This is a genomic window from Pseudomonas paeninsulae (genome assembly GCF_035621475.1).
Classification (GTDB): domain Bacteria; phylum Pseudomonadota; class Gammaproteobacteria; order Pseudomonadales; family Pseudomonadaceae; genus Aquipseudomonas; species Aquipseudomonas paeninsulae.
The window spans coordinates 2611066-2636140 of sequence record NZ_CP141799.1; the positions used below are offsets into that span (position 1 = coordinate 2611066).

29 protein-coding genes and 1 tRNA gene are annotated in these 25075 nt (G+C 60.2%); 14 read left to right on the top strand and 16 right to left on the bottom strand.

The features are described from left to right. Positions 1-172: 172 nt before the first annotated feature. The 4 genes from infA to trxB all read right to left on the bottom strand — a co-directional run bounded on the left by infA (position 173) and on the right by trxB (position 2962). Positions 173-391 carry a translation initiation factor IF-1 gene (infA, locus tag VCJ09_RS12040; protein WP_002553999.1) on the bottom strand — a complete coding sequence of 73 codons (219 nt, stop codon included), beginning with the start codon at positions 389-391 and terminating at the stop codon, positions 173-175. Positions 392-497: 106 nt separating this feature from the next. Next, positions 498-1205: an arginyltransferase gene (locus VCJ09_RS12045; protein ID WP_324734513.1), complete on the bottom strand. Its 708-nt coding sequence runs from the start codon at positions 1203-1205 to the stop codon at positions 498-500. A 55-nt stretch (positions 1206-1260) separates the two neighbouring features. After that, positions 1261-1941 carry a leucyl/phenylalanyl-tRNA--protein transferase gene (aat, locus tag VCJ09_RS12050; protein WP_324734514.1) on the bottom strand — a complete coding sequence of 227 codons (681 nt, stop codon included), beginning with the start codon at positions 1939-1941 and terminating at the stop codon, positions 1261-1263. Positions 1942-2011: 70 nt separating this feature from the next. Then, the gene (gene trxB, locus VCJ09_RS12055) at positions 2012-2962 is read right to left on the bottom strand and encodes a thioredoxin-disulfide reductase (RefSeq protein ID WP_324734515.1); all 951 of its coding nucleotides are present in this window, start codon (positions 2960-2962) and stop codon (positions 2012-2014) included. A 247-nt stretch (positions 2963-3209) separates the two neighbouring features. On the opposite strand from trxB, the gene ftsK reads away from it, so the two are divergent. The 6 genes from ftsK to cysG all read left to right on the top strand — a co-directional run bounded on the left by ftsK (position 3210) and on the right by cysG (position 10807). Beyond that, the gene (ftsK, locus tag VCJ09_RS12060; RefSeq protein WP_324734516.1) at positions 3210-5618 is read left to right on the top strand and encodes a DNA translocase FtsK; all 2409 of its coding nucleotides are present in this window, start codon (positions 3210-3212) and stop codon (positions 5616-5618) included. 30 nt (positions 5619-5648) lie between these two features. Then, the gene (gene lolA, locus VCJ09_RS12065) at positions 5649-6275 is read left to right on the top strand and encodes an outer membrane lipoprotein chaperone LolA (RefSeq protein ID WP_324734517.1); all 627 of its coding nucleotides are present in this window, start codon (positions 5649-5651) and stop codon (positions 6273-6275) included. Between the two features lie 19 nt (positions 6276-6294). After that, complete coding sequence (locus tag VCJ09_RS12070) at positions 6295-7620, top strand: replication-associated recombination protein A (RefSeq protein WP_324734518.1); 1326 nt, start codon at positions 6295-6297, stop codon at positions 7618-7620. After that, positions 7617-7991: a fluoride efflux transporter CrcB gene (crcB, locus tag VCJ09_RS12075; RefSeq protein WP_324734519.1), complete on the top strand. Its 375-nt coding sequence runs from the start codon at positions 7617-7619 to the stop codon at positions 7989-7991. Before VCJ09_RS12070 ends, crcB begins: the two co-directional genes overlap by 4 nt. A 16-nt stretch (positions 7992-8007) precedes the next feature. Beyond that, positions 8008-9288 carry a serine--tRNA ligase gene (gene serS / locus VCJ09_RS12080; protein WP_324734520.1) on the top strand — a complete coding sequence of 427 codons (1281 nt, stop codon included), beginning with the start codon at positions 8008-8010 and terminating at the stop codon, positions 9286-9288. A gap of 124 nt (positions 9289-9412) precedes the next feature. Continuing rightward, on the top strand, positions 9413-10807 hold the full coding sequence (cysG, locus tag VCJ09_RS12085; protein WP_324734521.1) for a siroheme synthase CysG: 1395 nt from the start codon (positions 9413-9415) through the stop codon (positions 10805-10807). Positions 10808-11054: 247 nt separating this feature from the next. On the opposite strand, the gene VCJ09_RS12090 is transcribed toward cysG, so the two are convergent. From VCJ09_RS12090 to VCJ09_RS12120, 7 genes are all read right to left on the bottom strand, one after another. Then, a complete protein-coding gene (locus tag VCJ09_RS12090) occupies positions 11055-12056 on the bottom strand; it encodes a glutathione S-transferase family protein (protein WP_324734522.1) in 1002 nt (333 codons plus the stop codon). 90 nt (positions 12057-12146) lie between these two features. Further along, complete coding sequence (locus VCJ09_RS12095) at positions 12147-13130, bottom strand: glycosyl transferase family protein (RefSeq protein WP_324734523.1); 984 nt, start codon at positions 13128-13130, stop codon at positions 12147-12149. After that, a complete protein-coding gene (locus VCJ09_RS12100) occupies positions 13127-13462 on the bottom strand; it encodes a TusE/DsrC/DsvC family sulfur relay protein (protein WP_324734524.1) in 336 nt (111 codons plus the stop codon). Before VCJ09_RS12100 ends, VCJ09_RS12095 begins: the two co-directional genes overlap by 4 nt. Further along, positions 13459-13758 carry a sulfurtransferase complex subunit TusB gene (tusB, locus tag VCJ09_RS12105; protein ID WP_324734525.1) on the bottom strand — a complete coding sequence of 100 codons (300 nt, stop codon included), beginning with the start codon at positions 13756-13758 and terminating at the stop codon, positions 13459-13461. The genes VCJ09_RS12100 and tusB overlap by 4 nt, the downstream gene beginning before the upstream one ends. After that, the gene (gene tusC / locus VCJ09_RS12110) at positions 13758-14117 is read right to left on the bottom strand and encodes a sulfurtransferase complex subunit TusC (protein WP_324734526.1); all 360 of its coding nucleotides are present in this window, start codon (positions 14115-14117) and stop codon (positions 13758-13760) included. Before tusC ends, tusB begins: the two co-directional genes overlap by 1 nt. 1 nt (position 14118) lies before the next feature. Next, positions 14119-14511: a sulfurtransferase complex subunit TusD gene (tusD, locus tag VCJ09_RS12115; RefSeq protein WP_324734527.1), complete on the bottom strand. Its 393-nt coding sequence runs from the start codon at positions 14509-14511 to the stop codon at positions 14119-14121. Between the two features lie 109 nt (positions 14512-14620). Further along, positions 14621-15289, bottom strand: a complete 669-nt coding sequence (locus VCJ09_RS12120; RefSeq protein WP_079202045.1) for a Bax inhibitor-1/YccA family protein — start codon at positions 15287-15289, stop codon at positions 14621-14623. Between the two features lie 308 nt (positions 15290-15597). Here VCJ09_RS12120 and VCJ09_RS12125 point away from each other — a divergent pair. Further along, positions 15598-15688, top strand: a tRNA-Ser gene (locus VCJ09_RS12125). A gap of 425 nt (positions 15689-16113) precedes the next feature. Here VCJ09_RS12125 and VCJ09_RS12130 read toward each other — a convergent pair. The 4 genes from VCJ09_RS12130 to VCJ09_RS12145 all read right to left on the bottom strand — a co-directional run bounded on the left by VCJ09_RS12130 (position 16114) and on the right by VCJ09_RS12145 (position 18593). Further along, positions 16114-16995: a patatin-like phospholipase family protein gene (locus VCJ09_RS12130; RefSeq protein WP_324734528.1), complete on the bottom strand. Its 882-nt coding sequence runs from the start codon at positions 16993-16995 to the stop codon at positions 16114-16116. A 72-nt stretch (positions 16996-17067) separates the two neighbouring features. Beyond that, the gene (locus tag VCJ09_RS12135) at positions 17068-17592 is read right to left on the bottom strand and encodes a DUF547 domain-containing protein (protein ID WP_324734529.1); all 525 of its coding nucleotides are present in this window, start codon (positions 17590-17592) and stop codon (positions 17068-17070) included. A gap of 177 nt (positions 17593-17769) precedes the next feature. Next, the gene (locus VCJ09_RS12140) at positions 17770-17997 is read right to left on the bottom strand and encodes an anti-sigma factor (protein WP_079202048.1); all 228 of its coding nucleotides are present in this window, start codon (positions 17995-17997) and stop codon (positions 17770-17772) included. After that, on the bottom strand, positions 17991-18593 hold the full coding sequence (locus VCJ09_RS12145) for an RNA polymerase sigma factor (RefSeq protein ID WP_324734530.1): 603 nt from the start codon (positions 18591-18593) through the stop codon (positions 17991-17993). Before VCJ09_RS12145 ends, VCJ09_RS12140 begins: the two co-directional genes overlap by 7 nt. A 1328-nt stretch (positions 18594-19921) precedes the next feature. Between VCJ09_RS12145 and VCJ09_RS12150 the strand changes: the two genes are divergently transcribed. The 3 genes from VCJ09_RS12150 to VCJ09_RS12165 all read left to right on the top strand — a co-directional run bounded on the left by VCJ09_RS12150 (position 19922) and on the right by VCJ09_RS12165 (position 21833). Then, entirely contained in the window at positions 19922-20377 is a 456-nt protein-coding gene (locus tag VCJ09_RS12150) for a c-type cytochrome (protein WP_324734531.1), read from the top strand. A 60-nt stretch (positions 20378-20437) separates the two neighbouring features. Next, a complete protein-coding gene (locus VCJ09_RS12155; protein WP_324734532.1) occupies positions 20438-21187 on the top strand; it encodes a DUF6969 family protein in 750 nt (249 codons plus the stop codon). A 337-nt stretch (positions 21188-21524) separates the two neighbouring features. Then, positions 21525-21833, top strand: a complete 309-nt coding sequence (locus VCJ09_RS12165) for a DUF2790 domain-containing protein (protein ID WP_324734533.1) — start codon at positions 21525-21527, stop codon at positions 21831-21833. 139 nt (positions 21834-21972) lie between these two features. Here VCJ09_RS12165 and merR read toward each other — a convergent pair whose 3' ends face one another. After that, on the bottom strand, positions 21973-22413 hold the full coding sequence (gene merR, locus VCJ09_RS12170; protein WP_324734534.1) for an Hg(II)-responsive transcriptional regulator: 441 nt from the start codon (positions 22411-22413) through the stop codon (positions 21973-21975). Between the two features lie 71 nt (positions 22414-22484). Here merR and merT point away from each other — a divergent pair, with 71 nt between their 5' ends. From merT to merA, 4 genes are read left to right on the top strand one after another with little or no spacing between them, the layout of a single operon-like run. Further along, positions 22485-22835 carry a mercuric ion transporter MerT gene (gene merT / locus VCJ09_RS12175; protein ID WP_324734535.1) on the top strand — a complete coding sequence of 117 codons (351 nt, stop codon included), beginning with the start codon at positions 22485-22487 and terminating at the stop codon, positions 22833-22835. A 13-nt stretch (positions 22836-22848) separates the two neighbouring features. Then, a complete protein-coding gene (gene merP / locus VCJ09_RS12180) occupies positions 22849-23127 on the top strand; it encodes a mercury resistance system periplasmic binding protein MerP (RefSeq protein ID WP_324734536.1) in 279 nt (92 codons plus the stop codon). Between the two features lie 2 nt (positions 23128-23129). Further along, positions 23130-23378 (top strand): mercury resistance system transport protein MerF, encoded by a 249-nt coding sequence (gene merF, locus VCJ09_RS12185; protein WP_324734537.1) that lies wholly within the window; start codon positions 23130-23132, stop codon positions 23376-23378. Next, positions 23375-25054, top strand: coding sequence for a mercury(II) reductase (gene merA / locus VCJ09_RS12190; protein ID WP_324734538.1), 1680 nt, complete (start codon positions 23375-23377; stop codon positions 25052-25054). Before merF ends, merA begins: the two co-directional genes overlap by 4 nt. Positions 25055-25075: the final 21 nt, after the last annotated feature.

Genomic DNA, 25075 nt, shown 5'->3' on the forward strand with positions numbered 1-25075 from the left:
AGGTCGCGATATGCTTGGCTCACTTCATCCTGGGGCCTGTCGGACTTTAGCTGTAAGGCAGTCTCAAGTCCGGCAGGTTCCTGGATTCAGGCTAAAGCGCGCTTAACGCTACGCCTTTAACTACCTGTCCTTAATGCCTATGGCCAAATGCAGTGGTTTTTCCAAAGACCTGTTAACGGGCGCGGTAGGTGATACGACCTTTGCTCAGATCATAAGGCGTCAGTTCTACGCGAACCTTGTCGCCAGTCAGAATGCGGATATAGTTTTTGCGCATCTTTCCGGAGATGTGCGCGGTAACGACGTGCCCGTTTTCCAACTCCACACGGAACATGGTGTTGGGCAGGGTGTCGACGACAGTGCCTTCCATTTCGAAGCTGTCTTCTTTCGACATGCAGTAAAGCCCTCGGTATCCAAAGTATGGCCATGGCCGGTGCAACTGGCTCCTGGCAAAAGCGGCATGCATTGTGCCCGAAAAGGAGGGCGTACGCCAAGCGACTTCAGGTGAGAGTGATCCAGCGTTGGTTAACGAATAGCTCGATTGGACGGTATTGCGTCTTGTAGTTCATTTTTCGGCAATTCTTGATCCAATAACCGAGGTACAGGGCGTGCAATCCGAGAAGCGCTGATTCCCTGATTTGCCACAGAATGGCGAAACGTCCGAGGCTGCGGCGCTCTTCGCCGGGCTCGTAGAAGGTGTAAACCGCTGAAAGTCCATTGGGCAGCACGTCAGTGACCGCAATCGCCAGCAGTCGGCCGTGCTGGCGAAACTCGTAGAACCGGGAAAACGGCAGGTCGCGTACCAGAAAAGTGGCGAACTGTTCGCGGTTCGGTGGGTACATGTCGCCATCTGCATGGCGTTGTTCGATATAGCGGGCATAGAGGTCGTAGTACTCCTCGGTGAACACCGGGCGCACCGCACAGACCTGGATGTCGAGATTGCGTTTAAAGATACGCCGCTGCTGGCGATTGGGTCTGAACTGGGCAACGGGAATGCGCGCAGGCACGCAGGCCGAGCAACGTTGGCAGTGGGGCCGGTAAAGGTGGTCGCCGCTGCGGCGAAAGCCCATTTCCGAAAGTTCGGCATAGACATCCACATCCATCGGCTGACTGGGGTCGAGGAACAGGGTAGTGGCCTGTTCCTCGGGCAGATAGCTGCACGGATGAGGCTGGGTGGCGTAAAACTTCAGGCGGGCCAGCTCGGTCATGATCGACTCTCGGGGTAAAGCCTTGAATAAGTGTATGCCACGCTGCCGTACTCGCCTAGGCGCGCCAGGACGCCTTGCTGGGCTGGTCGATATGTCGCTTCAGGTAGTCGGCGAAATCTGCCCGGGCAACCGGTCTGGCACCGAAGCTGTGCAGGTGCTGCGTGGGCATCTGGCAGTCGATGAGGGCGAAGCCCCAGGCCTTTAGTTGCTCGACCAAGGTGACAAAGCCGACTTTCGAAGCGTTATCGGCGCGACTGAACATGGATTCGCCGAAAAACAACTGGCCCATTGCCAGCCCGTATAGCCCGCCGACCAATTCGCCGTCGCGCCAGACTTCGGCCGAATGGGCAATGCCGCGCTGATGCAACTCGAGGTAGGCGTGCTGCATAGGCGTGGTGATCCAGGTGCCGTCGGCATGGTCGCGGGGCGCAGCGCAGGCCTGGATTACCTCAGCGAAAGCTTGATCGAAGGTCACCTGATAGGGTGCTTGGCGCAGCACCTTGGTCAGGCTGCGTGAGACATGCAGTTGGTCGGGGAAGAGCACCGTGCGCGGATCTGGCGACCACCAGAGAATCGGCTGGCCATCCTGATACCAGGGGAAGCAGCCGTGGCGATAAGCCGCTATCAAGCGCTCGGCACTCAAGTCGCCACCGGCCGCAAGCAAGCCGTTGGGCTCGCGCAGGGCTTTGGCAAGCGGCGGGAAACTCAGGGAATCGCGTTGCAACCAGGTCAGCATTCGACGAAACCGCGGGAGGAGAGGGCGGGATTGGCAGCCTTTCGGGCGGTGGAACCCGCCCTGGGAGCGATCAATTGTCGTCGAGGAACTTTTCGACATCCAGCGCAGCCATGCAGCCGGCCCCGGCAGAAGTGATTGCCTGGCGGTACACGTGGTCGGCCACGTCGCCGGCGGCGAACACACCCTCGATACTGGTCGCAGTAGCATTGCCTTCGCTACCGCCCTTGATCAGCAGATAGCCCTCGCGCATTTCCAGTTGACCCTGGAACAGATCGGTATTGGGCTTGTGGCCGATGGCGATGAACACGCCGGTCAGCGGCAGTTCCTTGGATGAGCCATTGCTGGTGTCTCTCAGGCGTACGCCGGTTACGCCGCTGGCATCACCAAGCACTTCGTCAAGGGTGTGATTCCAGTGCAGCTGGACGTTGCCGTTGGCTGCCTTGTCGAACAGCTTGTCTTGCAAGATCTTTTCCGAGCGCAGCTTGTCGCGACGGTGAACCAGGTGCACTTCCTTGGCGATATTGGCCAGGTACAGCGCTTCCTCGACGGCGGTGTTGCCGCCACCAATCACTGCGACGACTTGATTGCGGTAGAAGAAACCGTCGCAGGTGGCGCAGGCAGAAACACCTTTGCCGGCAAACGCCTCTTCCGACGGCAGACCGAGGTACTGCGCCGAGGCGCCGGTGGCGATGATCAGTGCGTCGCAGCTGTAGGTGCCACTGTCGCCTTTGAGGATAAACGGACGCTGCTGCAACTCGGCCGTGTGAATGTGGTCATAAATGATCTCGGTGTCGAAGCGCTCGGCATGTTTTTGCATGCGTTCCATAAGCGCAGGGCCGGTCAAACCTTCGACGTCACCTGGCCAGTTGTCCACTTCTGTTGTGGTGGTAAGTTGGCCGCCGGGTTGGATGCCGGTGATCACTACGGGCTTGAGGTTGGCACGGGCAGCGTATACCGCTGCAGCGTAACCGGCAGGGCCGGAACCCAGGATGATCAGGCGTGAATGCTTGACTTCGCTCATAGAAACACCTCATAAGCCTTTGTCACAAAAGAGAATGCATGCTCAAATTGAGTCGCACGTAATATGTTGCTGGCTATGCTACACCGAAGCAGGGGACGAGCGGGAGCCGGTGGCAGAGGCCTTCGTCCAGGCTGGTTGCCACCTCGTTGCCTAGCGTGGCATCAATCGGGTAAATCCGTACAATAGTCAAAAGTTTTTGCCATTAACCGATTATTCGGCGCGCCGCAGGCGCAGGAATAGATGTGTTTTGAAGAATTCAAGCCCTACAGCCCAGACTCCAGTCTGGCGTCAGCAATTGCCCTACAGGTTGAAAGAAGGCGCCTTGATCGCTCTCGGTGCACTCTGCCTTTATCTGTGGATGGCGCTGCTGACCTATGATCCCGCCGATCCGGGCTGGACGCATACCAGCAATATCGATCAAGTACAGAATGCCGCCGGCCGTGCTGGCGCCTGGTTCGCCGACATCCTATTCATGGCCCTGGGCTATTTCGCCTATGTGTTCCCGCTGTTGCTCGGGGTCAAGACCTTGCAGGTGTTCCGAAACCGCCATCAGCCCTGGCAGTGGAGCGGCTGGCTGTTTTCCTGGCGGTTGATCGGTCTGGTATTCCTGGTGCTGTCCGGGGCTACGCTGGCCGATATACATTTTGACGCGGGCAGCAGCATACCGGCCTCTGCTGGCGCTGGCGGTGCATTAGGCGAGAGTCTTGGTCAGTTGACCGAAGATGTATTGAACGTGCAGGGCAGCACCTTGCTGTTCATTGCGCTGTTCCTGTTTGGCTTGACCGTGTTCAGCGACCTGTCCTGGTTCAAGGTCATGGATCTCACCGGCAAGATCACCCTGGATCTTTTCGAGTTGATCCAGAGCCTGGTCAACCGCTGGTGGAATGCCCGCACCGAGCGCAAGCAACTGGTCGCCCAGTTGCGCGAAGTCGATGAGCGGGTTAGCGAAGTGGCGGCGCCGATGGTGCACGACCGCCGTGAACAGGCCAAAGTCAAAGAGCGCCTGCTTGAGCGTGAGGAAGCGCTGAGTAAACACATGAGCGCGCGTGAAAGCCGCACGGCGCCCCTGATTACCCCGCCAGCGGAGTCTAAAACCGCCCAGTCGAGCAAGCGCGTACTGAAAGAAAAGCAGGCTCCGTTGTTCGTCGACAGCGCCGTCGAAGGCTCCTTGCCGCCGATTTCCATTCTCGATGTCGCCGAGAAGAAGCAGAAGAAATTCTCCCCCGAGTCGCTGGAGGCCATGTCGCGCCTACTGGAGATCAAGCTCAAGGAGTTTGGCGTCGAGGTTATGGTCGAGTCAGTGCATCCGGGCCCGGTAATTACCCGTTTCGAGATCCAGCTCGCCGCCGGCGTCAAGGTCAGTCGTATTTCCAGCTTGGCTAAGGATCTGGCGCGCTCGATGGCGATCATCAGCGTGCGCGTGGTCGAAGTAATTCCCGGCAAAACCACCGTGGGCATCGAGGTGCCCAACGAAGACCGCCAGATCGTGCGGTTTTCTGAGGTGCTGTCGTCCCCAGAGTACGATGAGGCCAAATCCCCGGTAACTCTGGCCCTCGGCCATGATATCGGCGGTCGTCCGGTGATTACTGACCTGGCGAAGATGCCCCACCTGCTGGTCGCCGGCACCACAGGCTCGGGTAAGTCGGTCGGGGTCAACGCGATGATTCTGTCGATCCTGTTCAAGTCCACGCCGGAAGAGGCGCGCTTGATCATGATCGACCCGAAAATGCTCGAGCTGTCGATCTACGAAGGCATTCCACACCTGCTTTGCCCGGTGGTCACCGACATGAAGGAGGCGGCCAACGCCCTGCGCTGGAGCGTCGCTGAAATGGAGCGGCGTTATAAGCTCATGTCGAAGATGGGCGTGCGCAACCTGGCAGGCTTCAACCGCAAGGTCAGGGAGGCCGAGGAGGCGGGTGAGCCCCTGGCCGATCCGCTATACAAGCGCGAAAGCATGCACGACGAGGCGCCGCTGCTGAAAACCCTGCCAACCATTGTGGTGGTGGTGGATGAATTTGCCGACATGATGATGATCGTCGGCAAGAAGGTCGAAGAGCTGATCGCACGGATCGCGCAGAAGGCCCGCGCCGCCGGTATTCACCTGATTCTCGCCACCCAGCGTCCGTCGGTGGATGTGATCACCGGCCTGATCAAGGCCAACATCCCGACGCGCATGGCCTTTCAGGTATCGAGCAAGATCGATTCACGCACCATTCTCGACCAGGGCGGCGCCGAACAGTTGCTCGGCCACGGTGACATGCTCTACCTGCCGCCCGGCACCGGTCTGCCGATTCGTGTGCATGGCGCCTTCGTTTCCGACGAAGAAGTCCACCGTGTGGTCGAAGCCTGGAAGTTGCGCGGTACCCCGGACTATATCGAAGACATTCTGGCCGGTGTCGAAGAGTCCGGCAGTGGCTTTGACGGTAGCAGTGAGGGTGGTAGCGAAGGCAGTGAAGAAGATGTGCTGTATGACGAAGCCGTGCGTTTTGTCACCGAAAGCCGTCGGGCCTCGATTTCCGCTGTGCAGCGCAAATTGAAGATCGGTTACAACCGTGCCGCGCGGATGATCGAAGCGATGGAAGTGGCAGGCGTAGTGACATCGATGAGCACCAATGGCTCGCGCGAAGTGATCGCGCCAAGTCCAACCCGTGACTAACGCCTAGAAATCAATGTAATAGGGAGTTCCATGCGCCTGATTCGTATACTGTTGCTGGCCGCTTTAAGTATTACCAGCGTCTCCGTCCTGGCCGCTGAGGATGTGTCGGCACAGCGCCTGACCACATTGCTCAACCAGGCAAAAACCATCAGCGCCCGCTTCTCACAACTGACCCTGGATGGCAGTGGGACGCAGTTGCAGGAAACAGCTGGGCAATTGGTACTCAAGCGTCCGGGGCTGTTTCGCTGGCACACTGACGCGCCTATGGAGCAGTTGTTGGTGTCCAATGGCGAGAAGGTCTGGTTGTATGACCCGGATCTGGAGCAGGTAACCATTCAGACCCTCGACAAGCGCCTGACCCATACCCCGGCTCTGCTACTGTCCGGCGATGTGTCCGAGATTCAAGAGAATTTCGAGATCAGCCATAAGGAAGGCGGCAACGTGGTCGACTTCATCCTCAAGCCAAAATCCAAGGACACGCTGTTCGACAGTCTGCGCCTGTCATTTCGCAGCGGTGTGTTGAATGACATGCAACTGATCGACAGTATTGGCCAGCGCACCAACATTCTGTTCCTCAGCGTGAAGATGAATGAAAGCGTGGACGACAAACTGTTCAGCTTCGAAATTCCCGAAGGCGCGGATGTCATTCAAGAGTAAGAGGTCGTAGCCCGCCGTCATGGATCTGTTTCGAAATGCGCCCATCGCTCAACCCCTGGCCGCGCGCTTGCGTGCTGCCAGCCTGGACGAGTACGTCGGCCAGGAGCATCTGCTCGCGCGCGGTAAGCCGCTGCGTGAAGCGCTGGAGCAGGGCGCGCTGCACTCGATGATTTTCTGGGGGCCGCCGGGCGTGGGCAAGACCACCCTGGCGCGCTTGCTGGCCCAGGTCACCGATGCGCATTTCGAGACGATTTCGGCGGTGCTCTCCGGGGTCAAGGAGATCCGCCAGGCGGTCGAAGTGGCGCAACAGCATGCCGCCCAATATGGCCGTCGGACCATCCTGTTCGTCGACGAGGTGCATCGCTTCAACAAGTCGCAGCAGGATGCCTTTCTGCCCTATGTGGAAGACGGCACCCTGATCTTCATCGGTGCCACTACCGAAAACCCCTCGTTCGAACTGAACAACGCGCTGCTTTCGCGGGCGCGTGTTTATGTCCTCAAAAGCCTGGACGAAACGGCGCTGCACAAGCTGGCGAGTCGCGCCCTGACCGACCCCAAAGGCCTCGGCGAGCGGCAACTCAGCCTGCCAGAGGAAAGTTTCAAGATTCTTCTGGCCGCCGCCGATGGCGATGGCAGGCGCTTGCTGAACTTCCTGGAAAACGCTGCGGATCTGGTAGAGGACGGCGGCGCCATCAGCACCGAGTTGTTGCTGGACCTACTCGGCGACAGCCGTAGGCGCTTCGATAAGGGCGGCGAAGCGTTCTACGACCAGATTTCCGCGCTGCACAAGTCGGTGCGTGGCTCCAGTCCGGATGGCGCGCTGTACTGGTTCGCGCGCATGCTCGATGGCGGCTGCGACCCGCTGTACATAGCCCGCCGGGTCGTGCGCATGGCCAGCGAAGACATTGGCAATGCCGACCCCCGGGCACTGACGCTGTGCCTCAATGCCTGGGACGTGCAAGAGCGCCTGGGCAGCCCTGAAGGCGAGCTGGCCGTCGCCCAGGCCATCGTATACCTGGCCTGCGCGCCGAAAAGCAACGCCGTGTACAGCGCGTTCAAGGCGGCGATGCGTGATGCTGCCGAACATGGCTCCCTGGAAGTACCGCTGCACCTGCGTAACGCACCGACCAAGTTGATGAAAGAGCTGGGCTATGGCGATGAATACCGCTATGCCCATGATGAGCCGGAAGCCTACGCCGCAGGTGAAGATTACTTCCCCGAGCAACTGCCGGCGCGTCAGTATTATCAACCGGTGCCGCGCGGCCTTGAGCAGAAAATTCGCGATAAGCTCGCGCATCTGGCCAGCCAGGATGCGCTCAGTCCGCGCAAGCGGAGAAAGCCATGATCGCAGTCGTTTTCGCGGTGGCGGTCGGTGGGGCGTGCGGAACCTTATTGCGCTTTGCTACGGCCAACTGGATCAACGCAAGCTGGCCGCAATATTTCTATACGGCGACCCTGGCGGTAAACATCGTTGGTTGCTTGCTGATCGGTTACCTGTATGGACTGTTTCTGCTACGCCCGGAAATACCGCTGGAGTTACGCGCCGGCTTGATCGTTGGTTTTCTGGGCGGTCTTACCACCTTTTCATCCTTTTCCCTCGACACCTTGCGCCTGCTGGAAAGCGGCCAGGCGCCAATGGCCTTCGGCTATCTGGCGCTAAGTGTGTTGGGCGGCCTGCTCGCGACCTGGGCAGGCCTATCACTCACCAAACTCTGATCGACGAGAACCTGACATGCTCGATTCCAAACTGGTGCGCAGCCAACTCCACGATGTGGCTCAGCGCCTTGCTGCGCGCGGTTTTCAACTGGATGTGGCGCGTTTTGAAGCGTTGGAAACCCAGCGCAAGACCCTACAAACCCGCACGGAGCAGTTGCAAGCCGAGCGTAACAGTCGCTCCAAGGCCATCAGCCAGGCCAAGCAGCGCGGCGAAGACATAGCGCCGCTGCTGGCGGATGTCGATCGCATGGGCAGCGAACTGGAGCAAGGCAAACAGGAGCTGGATGCCATTCAGGTCGAGCTGGATAGCCTGCTGCTGAACATTCCCAACCTGCCACACGAGTCGGTGCCGGTGGGCGCGGATGAAGAGGGCAACGTCGAGGTGCGCCGCTGGGGCACGCCCAAGGTCTTCGACTTCGCCATTCAGGATCACGTGGCCCTGGGCGAGAAGTACGGCTGGCTGGATTTCGAAACCGCCGCCAAACTGTCCGGTGCGCGTTTCGCCCTGTTGCGTGGACCGATCGCTCGCCTGCATCGCGCCCTGGCGCAGTTCATGATCAATCTGCATACCGGCGAACATGGCTATGAAGAGGCCTACACACCTTATCTGGTCCAAGCGCCAGCGTTGCAGGGCACCGGTCAGCTGCCCAAATTCGAAGAAGACCTGTTCAAGATCAGCCGCGAAAACGAAGCCGATCTGTACCTGATTCCAACTGCCGAGGTGTCGCTGACCAATATAGTCGCCGGCGAGATTCTCGAGGCCAAGCAATTGCCGCTGAAGTTGGTTGCCCACACTCCATGTTTCCGCAGCGAAGCCGGCGCGTCTGGTCGCGACACCCGTGGCATGATCCGTCAGCATCAGTTCGACAAGGTTGAGATGGTGCAGATCGTCGAGCCGAGCACCTCCTACCAGGCCCTGGAAGAACTTACTGGCAATGCCGAAAAGGTTTTGCAACTGCTCGAACTGCCGTACCGCGTGCTCGCCCTCTGCACCGGCGACATGGGCTTCAGCGCGACCAAGACCTACGATCTGGAAGTATGGGTGCCGAGCCAGGACAAGTACCGCGAGATTTCCTCCTGCTCCAATTGCGGCGACTTCCAGGCGCGGCGTATGCAAGCTCGTTATCGCAACCCGGAAACCGGCAAGCCGGAGCTGCTGCACACCCTCAACGGCTCCGGCCTGGCGGTGGGCCGCACCCTGGTGGCGGTGCTGGAGAATTACCAGCAGGCCGACGGCAGTATTCGTGTGCCTGAGGTGCTCAAACCCTATATGGGCGGCGTTGAAGTCATCGGTTAACGCGCAGGAGTACATCTTGCAGGGTGGGTTTTAAAACCCACTTCTGCAGGCAATTCTGGTGGGCTGAAGCCCACCCTACGGGCCAGGCGTGTGCCTCGCCATTGTCATCGCCTGGATCATACTCATGGACTTTCTCCCGCTGTTCCACAAATTGCAGGATCGCCTGGTACTGGTGGTCGGTGGCGGTGAAGTCGCCCTGCGTAAATCGCGCTTGCTCGCCGATGCCGGCGCTAGGCTGCGGGTCGTGGCGCCCGACGTGCGCGACGAACTTTGCACGCTGGTCAGCCTGGGGGCTGGCGAGGTGCTGCTGCGCAACTACCAGCCCGAGGACCTGAGCGGCGTGGCGCTGATCATCGCCGCCACCGACGATGAACCGCTGAATGCGCAAATATCCGCCCAGGCCCAGGCGCTGGGGATTCCGGTCAATGTCGTCGATGCACCGAAACTGTGCAGCGTGATCTTCCCGGCTATCGTCGACCGCTCGCCATTGATCGTCGCCGTCACCAGTGGCGGCGATGCGCCGGTGTTGGCGCGGTTGATCCGGGCCAAGATCGAAACCTGGATTCCAGCGACCTATGGTCAACTGGCCGGTTTGGCGAAGAAGTTTCGCAACCGGGTCAAGGGCCTGTTTCCCGATGTGCAGCAACGCCGGGTGTTCTGGGAGGACGTATTCCAGGGACAAATTGCCGAGAGCGTATTCGCTGGAAAAATGCATGAGGGCGAGCGCCTGCTCGAAGAGAAAATCGCCGGCGCCGCGCCACGCACCCTGGGTGAGGTGTATCTGGTCGGTGCCGGCCCCGGCGACCCTGACCTGCTGACGTTTCGCGCCTTGCGCCTGATGCAGCAAGCCGATGTGGTGCTCTACGACCGCCTGGTCGCACCCGCGATCATCGAGCTGTGCCGCCGCGATGCCGAGCGTATCTATGTCGGCAAGCAGCGCTCTGAGCATGCCGTACCGCAGGAGCAGATCAACCAGCAGTTAGTCAGCCTGGCCAAAAAGGGCAAGCGGGTCTTACGCCTGAAAGGTGGCGACCCATTTATCTTCGGTCGTGGCGGCGAGGAGATCGAGGAGCTGGCAGCCCAGGGTATTCCCTTCCAGGTGGTACCGGGCATCACCGCAGCCAGTGGCTGCGCGGCTTATGCGGGGATTCCGCTGACCCATCGCGATCACGCGCAGTCGGTACGCTTCGTCACCGGCCACCTCAAGGATGGCAGCTGCGATCTGCCTTGGGCAGAGCTTTCAGCACCCAGCCAGACCCTGGTGTTCTATATGGGCCTGGTCGGCTTGCCGCTGATTTGCCAGCAATTGATCGCCCATGGCCGTGCCGCCAGTACACCCGCAGCGCTGATTCAGCAGGGCACTACGCCCAACCAGCGGGTCTTCACCGGCACCCTGGCGAACCTGCCGGAATTGGTCGCCCAGCATCAGGTCCACGCGCCGACCCTGGTCATTGTCGGCGAAGTGGTGCAACTGCGCGAAAAGCTGGCCTGGTTCGAAGGTGCTCAGGCCGAGGTTTGAAGCGAATGAGTCGACACATATGATCCTACAGTTCCATGGCCTCTTGAAGGGTGGATTAGGCGCATGTTGCCGATAGCGATGACCCCGCCGCAGCCCCTTGCGTCGTAACCCACCATCGGTGCAACTCGGGCTATCTAGTGCTGAGTTACACGGCGCGCAACGATGGCGGCGCCTGATCGCTCGGCAGTTTGCAGCGTTTACCACGACTACAGGCCTGTCACTACACTCGCTTGCAAAAACTGAAGCGTTACGACGTTCGCCAAATGCCCTTGCCCGGTAACCGCTCGCGATCATGCCCGCGGGCAAGCTCCAACGCCGGCCCCTTGGGCACTATGCCGGCCGGGTTGATGGTGCGATGGCTGGCGTAGTAATGGCTCTTGATGTGGTCGAAATCCACTGTTGCCGCCACCCCGGGCCATTGATATAGCTCGCGCAGCCAGTTGGACAGGTGCGGGTAGTCCTCGATGCGCCGCAGGTTGCACTTGAAGTGCCCGTAGTACACCGCATCGAAACGAACCAGGGTGGTGAACAGGCGCCAATCGGCTTCGCTGAGGTATTCGCCAGCCAGGTAACGGTGCTCGCCGAGGCGCGCATCCAGCCAGTCCAGTTCGTCGAACAGCTCGACAAAGGCTTCCTCGTAGGCCGCCTGGGTGGTGGCGAAACCGGCGCGGTACACGCCATTGTTAACCGCCGAATAGATGCGCTGATTGAGTGCGTCGATCTCGCCGCGCAGTGCTTCGGGGTAGAAATCCAGGAAGTTACCGGTCAGCCCGTCAAAAGCCGAGTTGAACATGCGGATAATTTCCGCCGACTCATTGCTGACGATGCACTGTTGCTGCTTGTCCCACAGCAATGGCACGGTCACCCGACCACTGTAGTTGGCGTCATCGACGGTGTAGCGCTGATGCAAGAAATCCAGACCGTCCAGGCTATCACCCGTGGAGCCGTGGGTCGGGTCGAAGGTCCAGCCATCGTCGAGCATCAGCCAGCTGACCACCGATACATCGACCAGGTCCTGCAAACCCTTGAGCTGACGTAGGATCAGGCTGCGATGGGCCCAGGGGCAGGCGAGGGAAACATACAAGTGATAGCGACCGGCCTGCGCCTTGAAGCCACCTTCGCCGCTTGGCCCAGGGTTGCCGTTGGCGGTGATCCAGTTACGCCGCTGGGCATTCTCGCGCTTGAAGCGGCCGTCAGTGGCAGTGTCGTACCACTGGTCATGCCAGCGGCCCTCAATCAACAAACCCATTTTCCGACTCCTTTAGCGTTACGGCTCAGGCGTTCAGTCTAACGGCAGCGGTTCGATTGAAAGGTAGAAAAAACTGTCTCTAAAAATCGACTAGCTCGATATTTTTCGTGCGTCCCAGCGTTGCTGCGCCTGCTTGAACGCCTCTTCGCGTGGCATGCCCAGGGCACGCAAGGCCAAGGCCATGCTGCTCAATACCGCGAGTCGGCCGTAAGCGTCCTCGACTTCACCGCGCCAGAACGCCTGCAGGTGCTCCGGTTGCAGCGACCCGGGCTTGACGTGGCGCTGAGCGGACAACGGCGGCCAGTCTTCGTCCCAGTTCTCGCCGTTGGCCGTGCCGTACAGATGACTGGTGGCGTCCGGATTGATTTCCACCTCGCCACCGTCACCCTTGATCACCAGCGCAGTGTCGCCGAGCAACTGACTAGCCTCGCGGTGCACCGCCTGATAACCGGGGTGAAAGATGCTTTGCAGGCCACAGCGCGCCGCTAGCGGATTGAGAATGCGGGTCAGCGAGTGGATCGGCGAGCGCAGACCGAGGATGTTGCGCAGGTCGATCATCCGTTGCAGTTGCGGCATCCAGTCGCCCAGCGGGATAAATGCCAGTTGTTGTTCCTGCAAGGCATGCTCCACCTCACCCCAGCTGCGGCACAGTGGAATCTGCAGAAGCCCGATTACTTGCTCGCTATACAAGCGCCCGGCGGTGTGTGCGCCGCCGCCATGCAGGAGGATGCGCACGCCGCTATTGGCCAGGGCCTTGGCGGCGAGGAGGAACCAGGGTAAGTGACGCTTCTTGCCGGCATAGCTGGGCCAGTCCAGGTCGACCGCAATGGCTGGCGCCTGCAAACGCTCGCGCACCGCCTCGGCAAAGCCGGCCATCTCCTCGGCGCTTTCCTCTTTGTGCCTGAGCAGCATCAGGAAAGCGCCGAGCTGGGTGTCCTCGGCCTTGCCGTCGAGCAACATGCCCATGGCTTCACGGGCTTCTGCTCGGGTCAGATTGCGCGCGCCGCGCTTGCCTTTGCCGAGGATGCGTACGAATTGGGCAAAAGGGTGTTCCGCTGGAGTGACAAGGTTCATAGGCAATTCGTCGGTTTTGGCAGGCCCGCCAGCTTGGCGGCGAGTTTGGCGGGAGCGCCTTTGAACAGGAGATTGAGGTGCAGGCTATTGCCCTTTTCCGGGCCTAGCTTGAGCGCCATATATTTGATCAGCGGCCGGTTGGCTGGCGACAGCTGGAACTCGGCGTAGAAGGCCCGCAACACTTGCAGAATCTGCCAATGTTCGGCGCTCAGGGTCAATTGCTCCTGCTGCGCCAGGGCCTCGGCCACGGGTTCCGACCAATCGGCCAGGACCACCAGGTAGCCGTCCTTGTCCAGCTCGATGCGCCGGCCGCTAACGATCAAATGCCTCATAGCCAGCTGTTGACCTTGTCGAAGCGGCAACTGAGTTCGACGAACCCCGGGTAGTCGACCACCTGGATCCGCGCCGGCGCGGCAAGGCCGCGCGCACAGAGGTCTTCGTCGAGGGCGAACAGGCCGATACCGACGGGCATTAGATCCAGGGCCTGGTGCTGTGCGGTGCCGGGTTGCAGGGCGTATACCGCATCGCCGCAGAGCAACAAACCGTCGGCAGGACCCAACAGGCGCAGGCAGCTGCTCAGCCGACTGTCGCTGAACGGTGAATGGGACAAAACATGCAACGTAGCCATCAGAGGGTGATCACCTGGTCGTAACGGTCGATAAGCGCTATCAGGGCGGCATCATCCAGCACCTCGGTCGCCAGCGTCAGCGCCTGTTGCTCCAGGCCGCGCTCTTGCAGGCTGCGCGCCGAGGCATACAGCGATTCGACGCCGAACAGCGGCAAGGCCTGCAGGTTGGCGCCCAGGTCTTTCTGCTGCAGGGCTGCGGGCTGTTGCGCTGACGCCAACTGGAACACGCCGTCGTCGAGAAACAGCATGCCGAGGGGTAAGTCGAACGCGCCGCCAGCCAGGGCAATATCCAGCGCTTCGCGGGCGCAGGGGCCGGACCAGGGCGACTGACGGTTGATGATCAGCAAGGATTTGTTCATTTCAAGGCCCTCCGAAACACACCAGGCGATCGGCCGTTTGCGCCGCTTCATGCAGTTGACCCAGTCCGGAAAGGTCCCAGGGAGCATCCAGATTGGCGGCGCTGCGCTCGTAGCGTTGCGCTTCCTGCTCATTGAGGATGCCGCGGCGTAGCGCTGCGGCAATGCATACAACGCCATCGAGCTGCTGCTGGCAGACCAGTTCGCGCCATTGCGCAGGGATATCCAGCTCATCCTGTGCGCTGACCACATTGCTCGAAGCGTTATGCACCGCGTCCTGATAGAAGAACAGCCGCACGATCTGATGGCCGCCGGCCAGGGCAGCCTGAACAAAACGCAGGGCGCGCCGGGAGGAGGGCGCATGCGGTGGGGCGAAGAGGGCGATGGCGAATTTCATATAGAAGCCGGCAGGGAAATCTGCCCCAATGATAAAGCGTGAGCGCGCAAGATGCTCGCCGCAGGCATGAAAAAGCCCGCCGAAGCGGGCCTCGGGCGCGACTCGAGGATCAGTCGTCGCTGCCCATGATGCCCATGATCTGCAGCAGGCTGAGGAACAGGTTGTAGATCGATACATACAGGCTAATGGTCGCCATGATGTAGTTGCGTTCACCACCGTGGATGATGGCGCTGGTCTGGTACAGGATGCAGGCCGAGGAAAACAGCACGAAACCGGCGCTAATCGCCAGTTGCAGGCCGCTGATCTGGAAGAAGAACCCTGCCACCATGGCGCCGATCAGGACAAAGAAGCCAGCAGTGATGAAGCCGCTGAGGAAGCTCATATCCTTACGCGAAATCAGTACATAGGCGGACAGACCACAGAACACCAGCGCGGTCATGGTGAATGCCGAGCTGACCACTTCGGCGCCGTTGGCCATGCCCAGGTAGCGATTGAGGATCGGCCCCAGGGTGTAACCCATGAAGCCGGTCAGGGCGAGGGTGGAGAGCAGGCCCCAGGACGAGTCACGCAGTTTAGCGGTGAGGAAGAACAGGCCGTAGAAGCCGATCAGCACCACGAAAAAGTTGGGGTAAGGCACATTGGCGCGCTGCGCCATAAAGGCGACCAAGCCGCTGAAGGCCAGGGTGATGGCCAGCAGGCCATATGTATTGCGCAGAACGCGGCTGACTTCCAGCTGCTCAACCTGCGTGTGACTGAGTGTGTAATCTTGTTCGCGCATGGCGGCACTCCTGTAAAAAATTAGTAGATCCGTGATCAGGCTTTTGGGGATCATAACAGAGCGATAGGCACTGCCAACCTTTAGAGTTTGACAGTGTGTTGCGTTCCGGTAAGATTGCCGCCCTCAGTCAAGCCAAGGCGTGATTGAGCAATGTAAAAAACGGCCCTGCCCCATGGCCGTAGAAAATTTTGGAAGCGTGGCCGAGTGGTTTAAGGCAGCGGTCTTGAAAACCGCCGATGGGAAGCTGTCCTAGAGTTCTTATCTAAGGATGATCGGTGTTGCACCTTGTAAGGATGTAGAAAAAATTTGGAGGGTTGGCAGAGCGGTTGAATGCACCGGTCTTGAAAACCGGCGAACGTTAGTAGCGTTTCTAGGGTTCGAATCCCTAGCCCTCCACCATATAGATGTACCAAGGCCCCGTATTTCGGGGCCTTGTTGTTTCTGGAGTATGCCCGTCCGCACCTTAGTCTCCACGTTGGCTTGTTTTGCGGCTTGAGCTGCTCGCGCCTGATTTCAGGCGCGAGGTCTATCAGGTTCCAGGCAACCAAGCCCAAGCTATTGCCGTCAGAAATTGCTTTCTCGTTGCTGGCGACCCGTTGACCAAGGGCTTGGTTCCCGTCAGCCAGGTTGGCACCGCGTACCAATTAGATAACCTTCACCGTATGGAGCGCTCGCGCAGCGTAAGGCCTTCGCACACCTTGACGTGGCATCCAGTACAGGTGGATCGACGGTTGGGATGAATCTGGCGGATGCCAATAGCAAGACTTCGTTTCGTCGGCCGCTTCGGCCATATAGCCCAACCGCCTGCCCAGCCACGAATGCGCTCATGGCATCTCTACAGGGAGCATGTCGGCGTGCGAATGCGCGCGCAGGGAGTCGGGAACACCCGTTTGTTCGAGCCCGCCGCTATCCAGCCAGGTCTGGGCATGCAGCTTGGCGCGTTCGATCAGGCTGCGCGTCTGGGTGAAATCGAATACCGAAACGCCCAAGGGGCATAAAGGCGCAGCGACATGGATATGGGCATGCGGGGCATACAGCTCAATGTCGCGTACCAGCTGGCGCATGCTCATCAGGTTGAGGGTATGCAGGGCCAGCGCAACGAACCCCTTGGGCGGAGCCTTGCAGGCACAACCAAAACCGGTGGGCAGGACCACGATGCGCTTCGCGCCCAACGCAACGGCACTGGCGATCGGGGTATTGCTGGCTACGCCGCCATCCATCAGCAAGTGTCCGTCGATTGCAATCGGTGGGTAGACCAGCGGAATGGCGGCGCTGGCCAGCAACGCCTGGAGGATGTCGCCCTGCGACTGCAACACCTCGGCACCGCTGAGCAAATCGGTGGTGACCACATGCAGGGGCAGCTCGCAGTCCTCCAGGCGACTGATCGGCAGTGCCGACAGAATCATCCGGCGCAGGCCTGCGTTGTCGAGGATGTATCCGCGCCGCAGCAGCAGGGCCTTGGTCGCGCCCAGTAGGGAAAAAGGGAAAATATCCTGCTTGCCCAGCGCGCACCAGATTTCGGCCAGCTCGGCAACGCCCTTGGCGTTCGGTTTGCAGGCGAAATGGGCGCCGTTGATGGCCCCTACCGATGCCCCCACCACTAGGTCGATCGTAACGTCTGCCGCTATCAACGCCTGCAGCATGCCGACCTGCACGGCCCCCAAGCTGCCGCCGCCAGCGAGTACCAAAGCCATCTTGTCTGTCATCGTGCGGTCTCCGGGTCAATGGGCTTGGTTGAGTGACCAGTCGTAGTCGAGGAACTCCACTTTGCTTGTGCTCTAGGCCTGCTCCAGATGCTCTGCGGCTGCCAGCAAGGTCGTCTGTCTTTGCAGGTAGGCTTGCAGCGAGCCGCTCTGATTGGCGAAATCGTCGGCGTCCCAATCGACAATCTTCGAGACTCGAAAATGGCCGGCGGCTGCATCGAAACGGTTGCGGCTGCGATCACTGAGGAAGCGCCGCTGGCTGTCCTGCAACTGCGCATCGAGTTCGCTGGCAACGTAGGCTTCGCTGCGCAGGGCCGGGCAGCCTATGGAGGCACAGTTAACCGCGAAGTGGATGCGTGATTCGTCGAATACGCCGGGTTCGCGGATCATCGAATGCTCGATCTGATTGAGTGTCAACGTTTGCCCGAACAGCGGGATGAATGCTTGAGCCCAGGGGCTGCCGAACACGCCGCCAATTTCCTTGATCGAGTCCAGCGGGTAATTCTCGGTAACAAGCTTTACGGTAAAGGCGTTATAGGCATTGATCAGAAATGCCATACGCCGGCCGCGACTCCAGTTGTCATATTGCTCGCGCGGCACGTTCGAGAGAACGGCCAGATAGCTGTCCAGCTCGGCCTGATCCTGTTTGAAGCCCTGATAGTCGACTTGACTGGCATAACCGGGCTTTACCCAGGTGACATTCAGGTCTGCCCCTCGTTGAGGCTGTACCTTTATGAGAATCTGCTCGCGTTTTTGTTACAGCACTGGTTAGTTCTGTTATTTATCCCGCTCTTGCAGTTTTTCCAGAATGGCCGCGCTATCAACCGCTTCTGCGTTTAGCGGTAGTTGTTGCAGTACGTCGGAGGTGAGTTTCAGCTGTTTGATGTACAGCGAGCAGCGCGAGCACATTTTCAGATGCATGAACACTGCCCAGCGAGTGCTTAAGCGCAGATCACCCTCAATGATGTCGGAGCCGAGTTCGGACATCTCACGGCAGGTCAGCATGTTCCTACCTCCTCGAAATGATTAAGCATGGCGTGCATGCGTTGCCGGCCGCGGTGCAGTAATACGCGGATATTGCCCTCCGCCAGATTGAGCGCCCGGGCTATCTCGCCATAGTCCAGCCCGCCAAGCTCACGCATCACCACCACGCTTTGCTGGTCTTCAGGCAGCTTGTGCAGATGCTTGTGAATACACTCGTAGAGTTCAGCTTCAGTCAGAAGCTCGTCTGGCGTTTCATGGTGCCACTGAGTGGGCGGTGTATCCCACGCGCCTTGCTCGTTGAAACGCGCGCCTATGGGCGATCCGCTATCGCTGCCCCAGCCATCGAGGGACACCTCACGGCCTGTTTTGCGGCGGATGGCATGCGCTTCGTTGATGGCAATACGGGCAAGCCAGGTGCGCAGTTTGGAGCGCCCTTCGAATTTGCCAATCGCGGCGAAAGCCTTCAGCCAGGTTTCCTGTGCGACATCGTTGGCGAGGTCATTGCCCACCAGCGGGGTGGCCATGGCAACCAGGAAGGCATGGTGCAGTTTGATCACCGACTCCAGGGCGCCCTTGTCACCCTGGCGCAGCCGGATGATCAGTTCCTGTTCATCCATCTATTTCTCCCTCGATGACCTGCAAGTGCGCATTGCAGGTAACCCCTGTTGTTAAGTAGAGGCCTGCCAGAGTGCATTGTTACAACGCAGTTGTCATGGCCGGCCTGGATATGAGCGCACGCAACCCAAGTCACAGCTCCATGTCTTTTGCCCCAGGGGCGGAAAGCAACCGAGCTCAGTGCGTAACAGCACGGGGCAGTGTGCTGATCCAGGGCGAGTTTGTAACAAAACATCGCTCCCTGCATCTGAGTTAAGCGAACGGTGATTGGCCAGTAAACAAAGGGGTCCGGTGTTCGCATTCCCAGGGCGGAGCACATCGAAGTTCCCCGTCCGTGCTACTCGACACTCCATACAAATTTTGAGGAACTGACATGACTCACCTACTGAAAAAAACAGCCAACGCCGTTGCTCGCCGTCCTCTGGCCGCCATGCTGTGTGCGGGTGCTCTAAGCATGGCATTGGCAGGGCCGCTGCTGGCCGCAAATCCTTGTTCGCCCTGTGCTGCCAAGTGTGCACCTGCGGCCATGAATCCCTGTGCGGCGAACCCGTGTGCGGCAAATCCATGCGCGGCGAAGAACCCCTGTGCCGCCAAGAGTCCTTGTGCGGCTAACCCTTGCGCCGCAAAGAGTCCGTGCGCAGCCAAGAACCCTTGTGCCGCCAAGAGCCAGTAGTCACTTGACTGAGACGCCTGCGGAGCATTGCATTTTGCTGAGGAGCGGTTCCCGCGGAGGAACCGCTCTTGCTGGCAAAGGCGCTTGCTGATCTGCCCGGCCGTCGCGGCAGCCATCGGCGGCTTGCTTCATGCCGCTGGGTAGGTGTGGCGGCATAGTCATCTGCCTAATTAGAGAAACTAGCGCTGTAACAAAATCGGCCGATTTGCCTCTCAGTTTTGTTGGGCGAGCAAACGCAGGTGCCACCTGTTGGACAAATCCATGGCTTATAGCGCCTGGTTCGGGAATGACTCGGTTTTTGCCGCTATTGTCGAAGGGCGCAGACCAACTCAATACCCGGTGCCCATAGGTAAGTGCACAACGTACCGTTGTTAACCGTGGATTGAGGAAATGACCATGCGCCACATATGCCCCGACCTTCCCACTGCACACTGTTATCGCCCCCTTGCCAGCATGGTGTCGGCGACGGTGCTGGCCATGGCACTTTCAGGCCCGGCCGTGGCCGCCAACCCCTGCAGCCCATGTGCGGGCAAGTGCGCACCCAGCAGCTTGAATCCATGTGCAGCGAAGAATCCCTGCGCGGCTAAAAACCCCTGTGCGGCGAAGAATCCTTGTGCCGTCAGTAACCCCTGCGCCGCCAATCCTTGCGCAGCCAAAATGAACCCTTGTGCGCTCAAGTCGGTCAAGCGCCCCGTCAACTACAAGCCCTATCAAGGCGCCCAGGCCGAGCTGAAGGCCTATGGTGAGAAGCTCTACAAGGATCCCAGCCTGAGCAGCAACGGTCTGTCTTGCGCTACCTGCCACCAGGGCGGCAATCTGTTCCAGGCCAGTTTTGCCAAGGCATATCCCCATGAGGTGGCCATGGCGAAGAGTCAGTTCGGCATGGCCCAGGTGTTTCTCGACGAGATGATCCAGATCTGCATGGTCGCACCCATGGCATCCAAGGCCCTGGGCTGGGAGTCGAAAGAGCTGGCGGCGCTGGTTGCCTATACGGCAAGTCTGCAGGCGAGCTTCAAACCGAATCCCTGCGCGGCCAACCCCTGCGCCGCAAAAAATCCCTGTGCGGCCAAGAACCCTTGCGCTGCCAAGTGCGCGCCCTGCGCCGCCAAGTAATAAACGTGCCTTGACCGGGGCGGCTGCTCCTGCGCTCCGGTCCTTTTTCGAGATCCCGCCATGAACGCCCAACTTCCCGCTTTCGATACCGCATTGCCCGATTGTGCGATCGAGCTGCCGCATGCCGAGCGGTTGAGTGCGGCAGAACGATCAGCACAACTGGCTGCGGCAGAAGAAGTTCGCCGCTGTCAGCGAGCCTTGAGCAAGGCCGGTCTCAATGTGGTCGGCGAATTGCTCAAGGGCCATGACGGCTTCTACGAGATGAATCATTACCCTGATGGCGATGTGTACGACCGTGATAGCCAAGCCCAGTACTACTACCACGCTCACCGTGAAGGTGGCCTGGAGCACGGGCATTTCCATACGTTCATCCGTGGTCAGGGCATCCCCAGCGCGTTGCAACCGCTGTCGGCGCCAGTGGGGAGTGAACCCTGGCCGAGCGGCGATGAGGCCATCGCCCATCTGATTGCCGTGTCCATGGATGTCTGGGGCCAGCCGATAGGACTGTTCGCTTGCAATCGCTGGGTGACGGGCGAGACCTGGTATCCCGCCGCAGCGGTGAAACAGCTGCTGCCGACGTTTAGCATTGATCATGCCCATCCATCCTGGCCGGCCAATCTGTGGCTGACTGCTCTGTTACAGCTCTTCCGCCCTCATATTCAGGCGCTGATCGAGCACCGCGATCAAGTGGTCGCAGCGTGGCAGGTGGCCCATCCCGGTGAGGATGTGTTCGAAGATCGCACGCTGGAGATCACCGGCTATTTACCCATTTCCGTCGACAGCTGGGTTCAGGCCCTGAACCAGCATTGATTGTTAGGTGAGCATGCGCTGAATATTCTGTTTCTCTGTACCGTCAATAGTTGTTGCAGCATCCTCGCCGAGGCCACCTTCAATCATCTGGCCCCTGCGCATATGCACGCTTACAGCGCGCCGGCATCGCGATCGATGGGCTGCACCGCAAGTCCCACGCGCTTTGCAGGCATTGGCCGGCGGTTTGTTACCGCGGCGAGTTAATGCGGGAAGGGATCGACTCAATCGGTGTAGGCCAGGCGCTTGAGTGCCGACGAGCCGCATGGTTCGAGCTGTAACAAGCGCTGCCACAGCAGATCAAATTCATGTCAGTCAAATTCCTCTGGAGGATGACGTCATGAAACACACAATCCGATTTGCCAGCCTGATCGCCGCGATAAGCCTGGTCGGTGCTGGTGGGCTGGCACATGCCGGCCAGACTCAACTGACACAGGACATGCAGCCTGATATCCCGTCTCACCTGGAGCAGATCCCGGTCGAGACCTACCACTACGGGATGAAGCTGGATATCGCGCGAGCGCTGTACATAAGCGACACCAGCCAGGTGTGCGATGTTGTGCCCTCGGTCATGTACTACGAAGACCGTGAGGGCAAGCTGCGGGCCTTGGAGTATCTGATTCACGGTGGTGGTTGTTCCGACAATTGAGCCTGCCGACAGAAGGCCGTAGCCGGGAAGAGAAAGGCATTCGAGGGGCCGTCGATCAGCAAGCGGGTTTTCGTGGGTGTTCATCGACAGCCCTCTCGATGACTGGCCAATGGGCTCGGCGGCGGTGCTTGGCCCCTCATCAGCCACTGTCAGCGCCGGTGGCGACGAGAGCCGTTGCGCCTTGCAACGAGGCGATCAGCGGGCAGCAAACCTCGCCCTTGCCGGCTTGGCAGGCGCTCACAAGCTCGGACAAAGCGGACTCTATCCGCGCCAGGTCGGCCAGCTTGGCGCGTACGTCCTGCAGCCTGTACTCGGCCAGGCGGCTGGCCTCGGTGCAGTGGGTGCCATCTTCCAGGCATAGCAGCTCGGCGATCTCATCCAGGCTGAAGCCCAGGCGCTGGGCCGTTTTCACGAAGCTCAGCCGCGCCACGTCCGCCTGTCCGTAACGGCGGATACCGCCCTGGGGGCGCTGCGGTTCCGCCAACAGCCCCTTGCGTTGATAGAAGCGGATGGTTTCCACGTTAACCCCGGCGGCCTTGGCGAAGGCACCGATGGTCAGGCTTTCTGGTTTGCTGTGCATAGCGCTTGAGTCCGTACATGACTACGGAAGTAACCTTAGGTCATCGCTCGAATAATCGGAAGGAGAAAAGCATGTCTGAGCCGTCAAACGGGCGCGCCCCTCTGGTCGCGGGAGGACTCGCTGCGATCCTCGCCTCGACGTGCTGCCTGGGGCCGCTGCTGTTGATCACGCTGGGATTCAGCGGGGCCTGGATCGGCAACCTGACGGTACTGGCGCCTTATCGTCCGCTCTTTATCGGCGCAGCGCTGGTCGCACTGCTCTTCGCCTGGCGACGGATCTTCCGCACGGCGCAAGTCTGCACGGCCGGGGAGGTCTGTGCCATCCCTCAGGTACGCCGCAGCTACAAGCTGCTGTTCTGGGTGGTGGTGGCCTTGGCGCTGGTCGCGCTCGGCTTTCCCTACCTTCTCCCATGGTTTTACTGATCAGGAGTTCGCCATGAAAAAACTACTCGTATCCATCGCCCTCGCCACCCTCATCGTTACACCTGTCTGGGCAGCCACCCAGACCGTCACCCTGTCGGTGCCGGGCATGAGCTGCGCCGCTTGCCCGTTCACGGTGAAGAAGGCGTTGACCAAGGTCGAGGGTGTGATCAAGGCCGAGGTGAGTTATGCGAACCGTGAAGCAATAGTCACCTTCGATGACAGCAAAACCAGCGTCGAAGCCCTGAGCAACGCCAGCGAAAACGCAGGCTACCCGGCTTCGCTTAAGGAGTGACGATGAGTAACCCCAATACGCTGTTGAAGATCGGCCTGGGTGGCTCGGTAGTGGCGGCATTGTGTTGTTTTACGCCGCTGCTGGTGGTTTTTCTCGGGCTGGTTGGCCTGTCTGCCCTTACCGGCTACCTGGATTTTGTACTGTTTCCGGCGCTGGCCGCCTTCATTGCGCTGACCCTGTACGCCGTGCACAAGAAGCGTAAAGCCGATGCGTGCTGCACGGCGGATTTGAAGACGGGAGAAAAGCGATGATCGAACTCCAGATGCAGGAAATGACCTGCCGGTCGTGCACCGAGCACATCAGGCAGGCATTGGAGAAGGTTGCGGGCGTGCGTTCGGCGAGCGTGTCCTATCCGCAAGGAGTGGCAGCGGTTGCGCCCGCTGGGCAGATAAGCGTGGAGGCGCTTGTCGCGGCAGTCACCGCGCTCGGCTATCGCGCGCAGGTTATCGCCGGTCCAGGCAATTCTGCCGGACTGGTCGGCCAGGCGCTGGATGGGCCAGGTGTTGCAGCGAGGCAGGCGGGCGGCGAGCACCCGTTGCACATCGCCGTCATCGGCAGCGGCGGGGCGGCCATGGCGGCGGCGCAGAAGGCCGTCGAGCGCGGCGCGCGGGTGACCCTGATTGAGCGCGGCATCATCGGCGGCACTTGCGTCAACGTTGGCTGCGTGCCGTCGAAGATCATGATTCGCGCCGCGCATGTGGCCCACCTGCGTCGCGAGAGTCCGTTCGATGCTGGATTGCCTGCCATGACGCCAATCGTCCTGCGCGACCGCCTGCTCGCGCAGCAGCAAGGTCGTGTGGACGAACTGCGCCACGCCAAGTACGAAGGCATTCTGCAGCGCACCCCGGCCATCAGCGTGCTGCACGGCACCGCCCGTTTCCAGGATGGTCACACGCTCAGCGTGGAATTGGCCGAGGGTGGCGAGCGCATCGTAACCTTCGACCGCTGCCTGGTTGCCACTGGCGCGAGTCCGGCCGTTCCGCCGATTCCAGGGCTGAAGGACACAGCGTACTGGACCTCCAACGAGGCCTTGGTGAGCGACTCGATTCCCAAACGCCTGGCCGTGATCGGTTCCTCGGTGGTCGCACTTGAACTGGCCCAGGCTTTTGCCAGATTGGGTAGCAAGGTCAGCATCCTGGCGCGCCACACCCTGTTCTTCCGCGAAGACCCGGCCATTGGCGAAGCGCTGACGGCGGCCTTGCGTATGGAGGGCATCGAGGTGCTGGAACACACCCAGGCCAGCCGGGTGTCCCACGCCGACGGCGAATTCGTACTGAGCACCAACCACGGCGAACTGCGGGTCGATCAACTGCTGGTCGCCACCGGCCGCACGCCCAATACCCAGGGCATGAATCTGCAAGATGCCGGCGTCAAGCTGGACGAACGCGGTGGCATCCAGATCGACCAGGGCATGCGCACCAGTGCAGCGGATATCTATGCGGCGGGTGACTGCACCGACCAGCCGCAGTTCGTCTATGTGGCGGCGGCGGCCGGCAGCCGTGCGGCGATCAACATGACCGGCGGCGAGGCGACGCTCAATCTCGACGCCATGCCCGCGGTGGTCTTCACGGACCCACAGGTGGCCACCGTCGGCTACAACGAGGTGCAGGCGTACGAGGCAGGGCTCGAAACAGACAGCCGCACCTTGAGCCTGGGCAATGTGCCGCGCGCGCTGGTCAACTTCGACACCCGAGGGTTTATTAAACTGGTCGCCGAAGCGGGCAGCGGTAGATTGCTGGGAGTTCAGGCGGTGTCTGCCGAGGCGGGAGAGCTGATCCAGACTGCCGCCATTGCCATTCGGGCGCGAATGACGGTACAGGAACTGGCCGACCAGTTATTCCCCTACCTGACCATGGTGGAGGGGCTCAAGCTCTGCGCGCAGACCTTCTTCAAGGATGTGACGCAGCTTTCCTGCTGTGCCGGGTAGCTGCCACAATGCACGGTGCGG

Excerpts from the sequence above, each read along its gene's own strand:
- infA (WP_002553999.1), bottom strand. The coding sequence starts at position 391 with ATGTCGAAAGAAGACAGCTTCGAAATGGAAGGCACTGTCGTCGACACC.
- VCJ09_RS12045 (WP_324734513.1), bottom strand. The coding sequence starts at position 1,205 with ATGACCGAGCTGGCCCGCCTGAAGTTTTACGCCACCCAGCCTCATCCG.
- aat (WP_324734514.1), bottom strand. The coding sequence starts at position 1,941 with ATGCTGACCTGGTTGCAACGCGATTCCCTGAGTTTCCCGCCGCTTGCC.
- trxB (WP_324734515.1), bottom strand. The coding sequence starts at position 2,962 with ATGAGCGAAGTCAAGCATTCACGCCTGATCATCCTGGGTTCCGGCCCT.
- lolA (WP_324734517.1), top strand. The coding sequence starts at position 5,649 with ATGCGCCTGATTCGTATACTGTTGCTGGCCGCTTTAAGTATTACCAGC.
- VCJ09_RS12070 (WP_324734518.1), top strand. The coding sequence starts at position 6,295 with ATGGATCTGTTTCGAAATGCGCCCATCGCTCAACCCCTGGCCGCGCGC.
- crcB (WP_324734519.1), top strand. The coding sequence starts at position 7,617 with ATGATCGCAGTCGTTTTCGCGGTGGCGGTCGGTGGGGCGTGCGGAACC.
- serS (WP_324734520.1), top strand. The coding sequence starts at position 8,008 with ATGCTCGATTCCAAACTGGTGCGCAGCCAACTCCACGATGTGGCTCAG.
- cysG (WP_324734521.1), top strand. The coding sequence starts at position 9,413 with ATGGACTTTCTCCCGCTGTTCCACAAATTGCAGGATCGCCTGGTACTG.
- VCJ09_RS12090 (WP_324734522.1), bottom strand. The coding sequence starts at position 12,056 with ATGGGTTTGTTGATTGAGGGCCGCTGGCATGACCAGTGGTACGACACT.
- VCJ09_RS12095 (WP_324734523.1), bottom strand. The coding sequence starts at position 13,130 with ATGAACCTTGTCACTCCAGCGGAACACCCTTTTGCCCAATTCGTACGC.
- VCJ09_RS12100 (WP_324734524.1), bottom strand. The coding sequence starts at position 13,462 with ATGAGGCATTTGATCGTTAGCGGCCGGCGCATCGAGCTGGACAAGGAC.
- tusB (WP_324734525.1), bottom strand. The coding sequence starts at position 13,758 with ATGGCTACGTTGCATGTTTTGTCCCATTCACCGTTCAGCGACAGTCGG.
- tusC (WP_324734526.1), bottom strand. The coding sequence starts at position 14,117 with ATGAACAAATCCTTGCTGATCATCAACCGTCAGTCGCCCTGGTCCGGC.
- tusD (WP_324734527.1), bottom strand. The coding sequence starts at position 14,511 with ATGAAATTCGCCATCGCCCTCTTCGCCCCACCGCATGCGCCCTCCTCC.
- VCJ09_RS12120 (WP_079202045.1), bottom strand. The coding sequence starts at position 15,289 with ATGCGCGAACAAGATTACACACTCAGTCACACGCAGGTTGAGCAGCTG.
- VCJ09_RS12130 (WP_324734528.1), bottom strand. The coding sequence starts at position 16,995 with ATGACAGACAAGATGGCTTTGGTACTCGCTGGCGGCGGCAGCTTGGGG.
- VCJ09_RS12140 (WP_079202048.1), bottom strand. The coding sequence starts at position 17,997 with ATGCTGACCTGCCGTGAGATGTCCGAACTCGGCTCCGACATCATTGAG.
- VCJ09_RS12145 (WP_324734530.1), bottom strand. The coding sequence starts at position 18,593 with ATGGATGAACAGGAACTGATCATCCGGCTGCGCCAGGGTGACAAGGGC.
- VCJ09_RS12150 (WP_324734531.1), top strand. The coding sequence starts at position 19,922 with ATGAACCCTTGTGCGCTCAAGTCGGTCAAGCGCCCCGTCAACTACAAG.
- VCJ09_RS12155 (WP_324734532.1), top strand. The coding sequence starts at position 20,438 with ATGAACGCCCAACTTCCCGCTTTCGATACCGCATTGCCCGATTGTGCG.
- VCJ09_RS12165 (WP_324734533.1), top strand. The coding sequence starts at position 21,525 with ATGAAACACACAATCCGATTTGCCAGCCTGATCGCCGCGATAAGCCTG.
- merR (WP_324734534.1), bottom strand. The coding sequence starts at position 22,413 with ATGCACAGCAAACCAGAAAGCCTGACCATCGGTGCCTTCGCCAAGGCC.
- merT (WP_324734535.1), top strand. The coding sequence starts at position 22,485 with ATGTCTGAGCCGTCAAACGGGCGCGCCCCTCTGGTCGCGGGAGGACTC.
- merP (WP_324734536.1), top strand. The coding sequence starts at position 22,849 with ATGAAAAAACTACTCGTATCCATCGCCCTCGCCACCCTCATCGTTACA.
- merF (WP_324734537.1), top strand. The coding sequence starts at position 23,130 with ATGAGTAACCCCAATACGCTGTTGAAGATCGGCCTGGGTGGCTCGGTA.
- merA (WP_324734538.1), top strand. The coding sequence starts at position 23,375 with ATGATCGAACTCCAGATGCAGGAAATGACCTGCCGGTCGTGCACCGAG.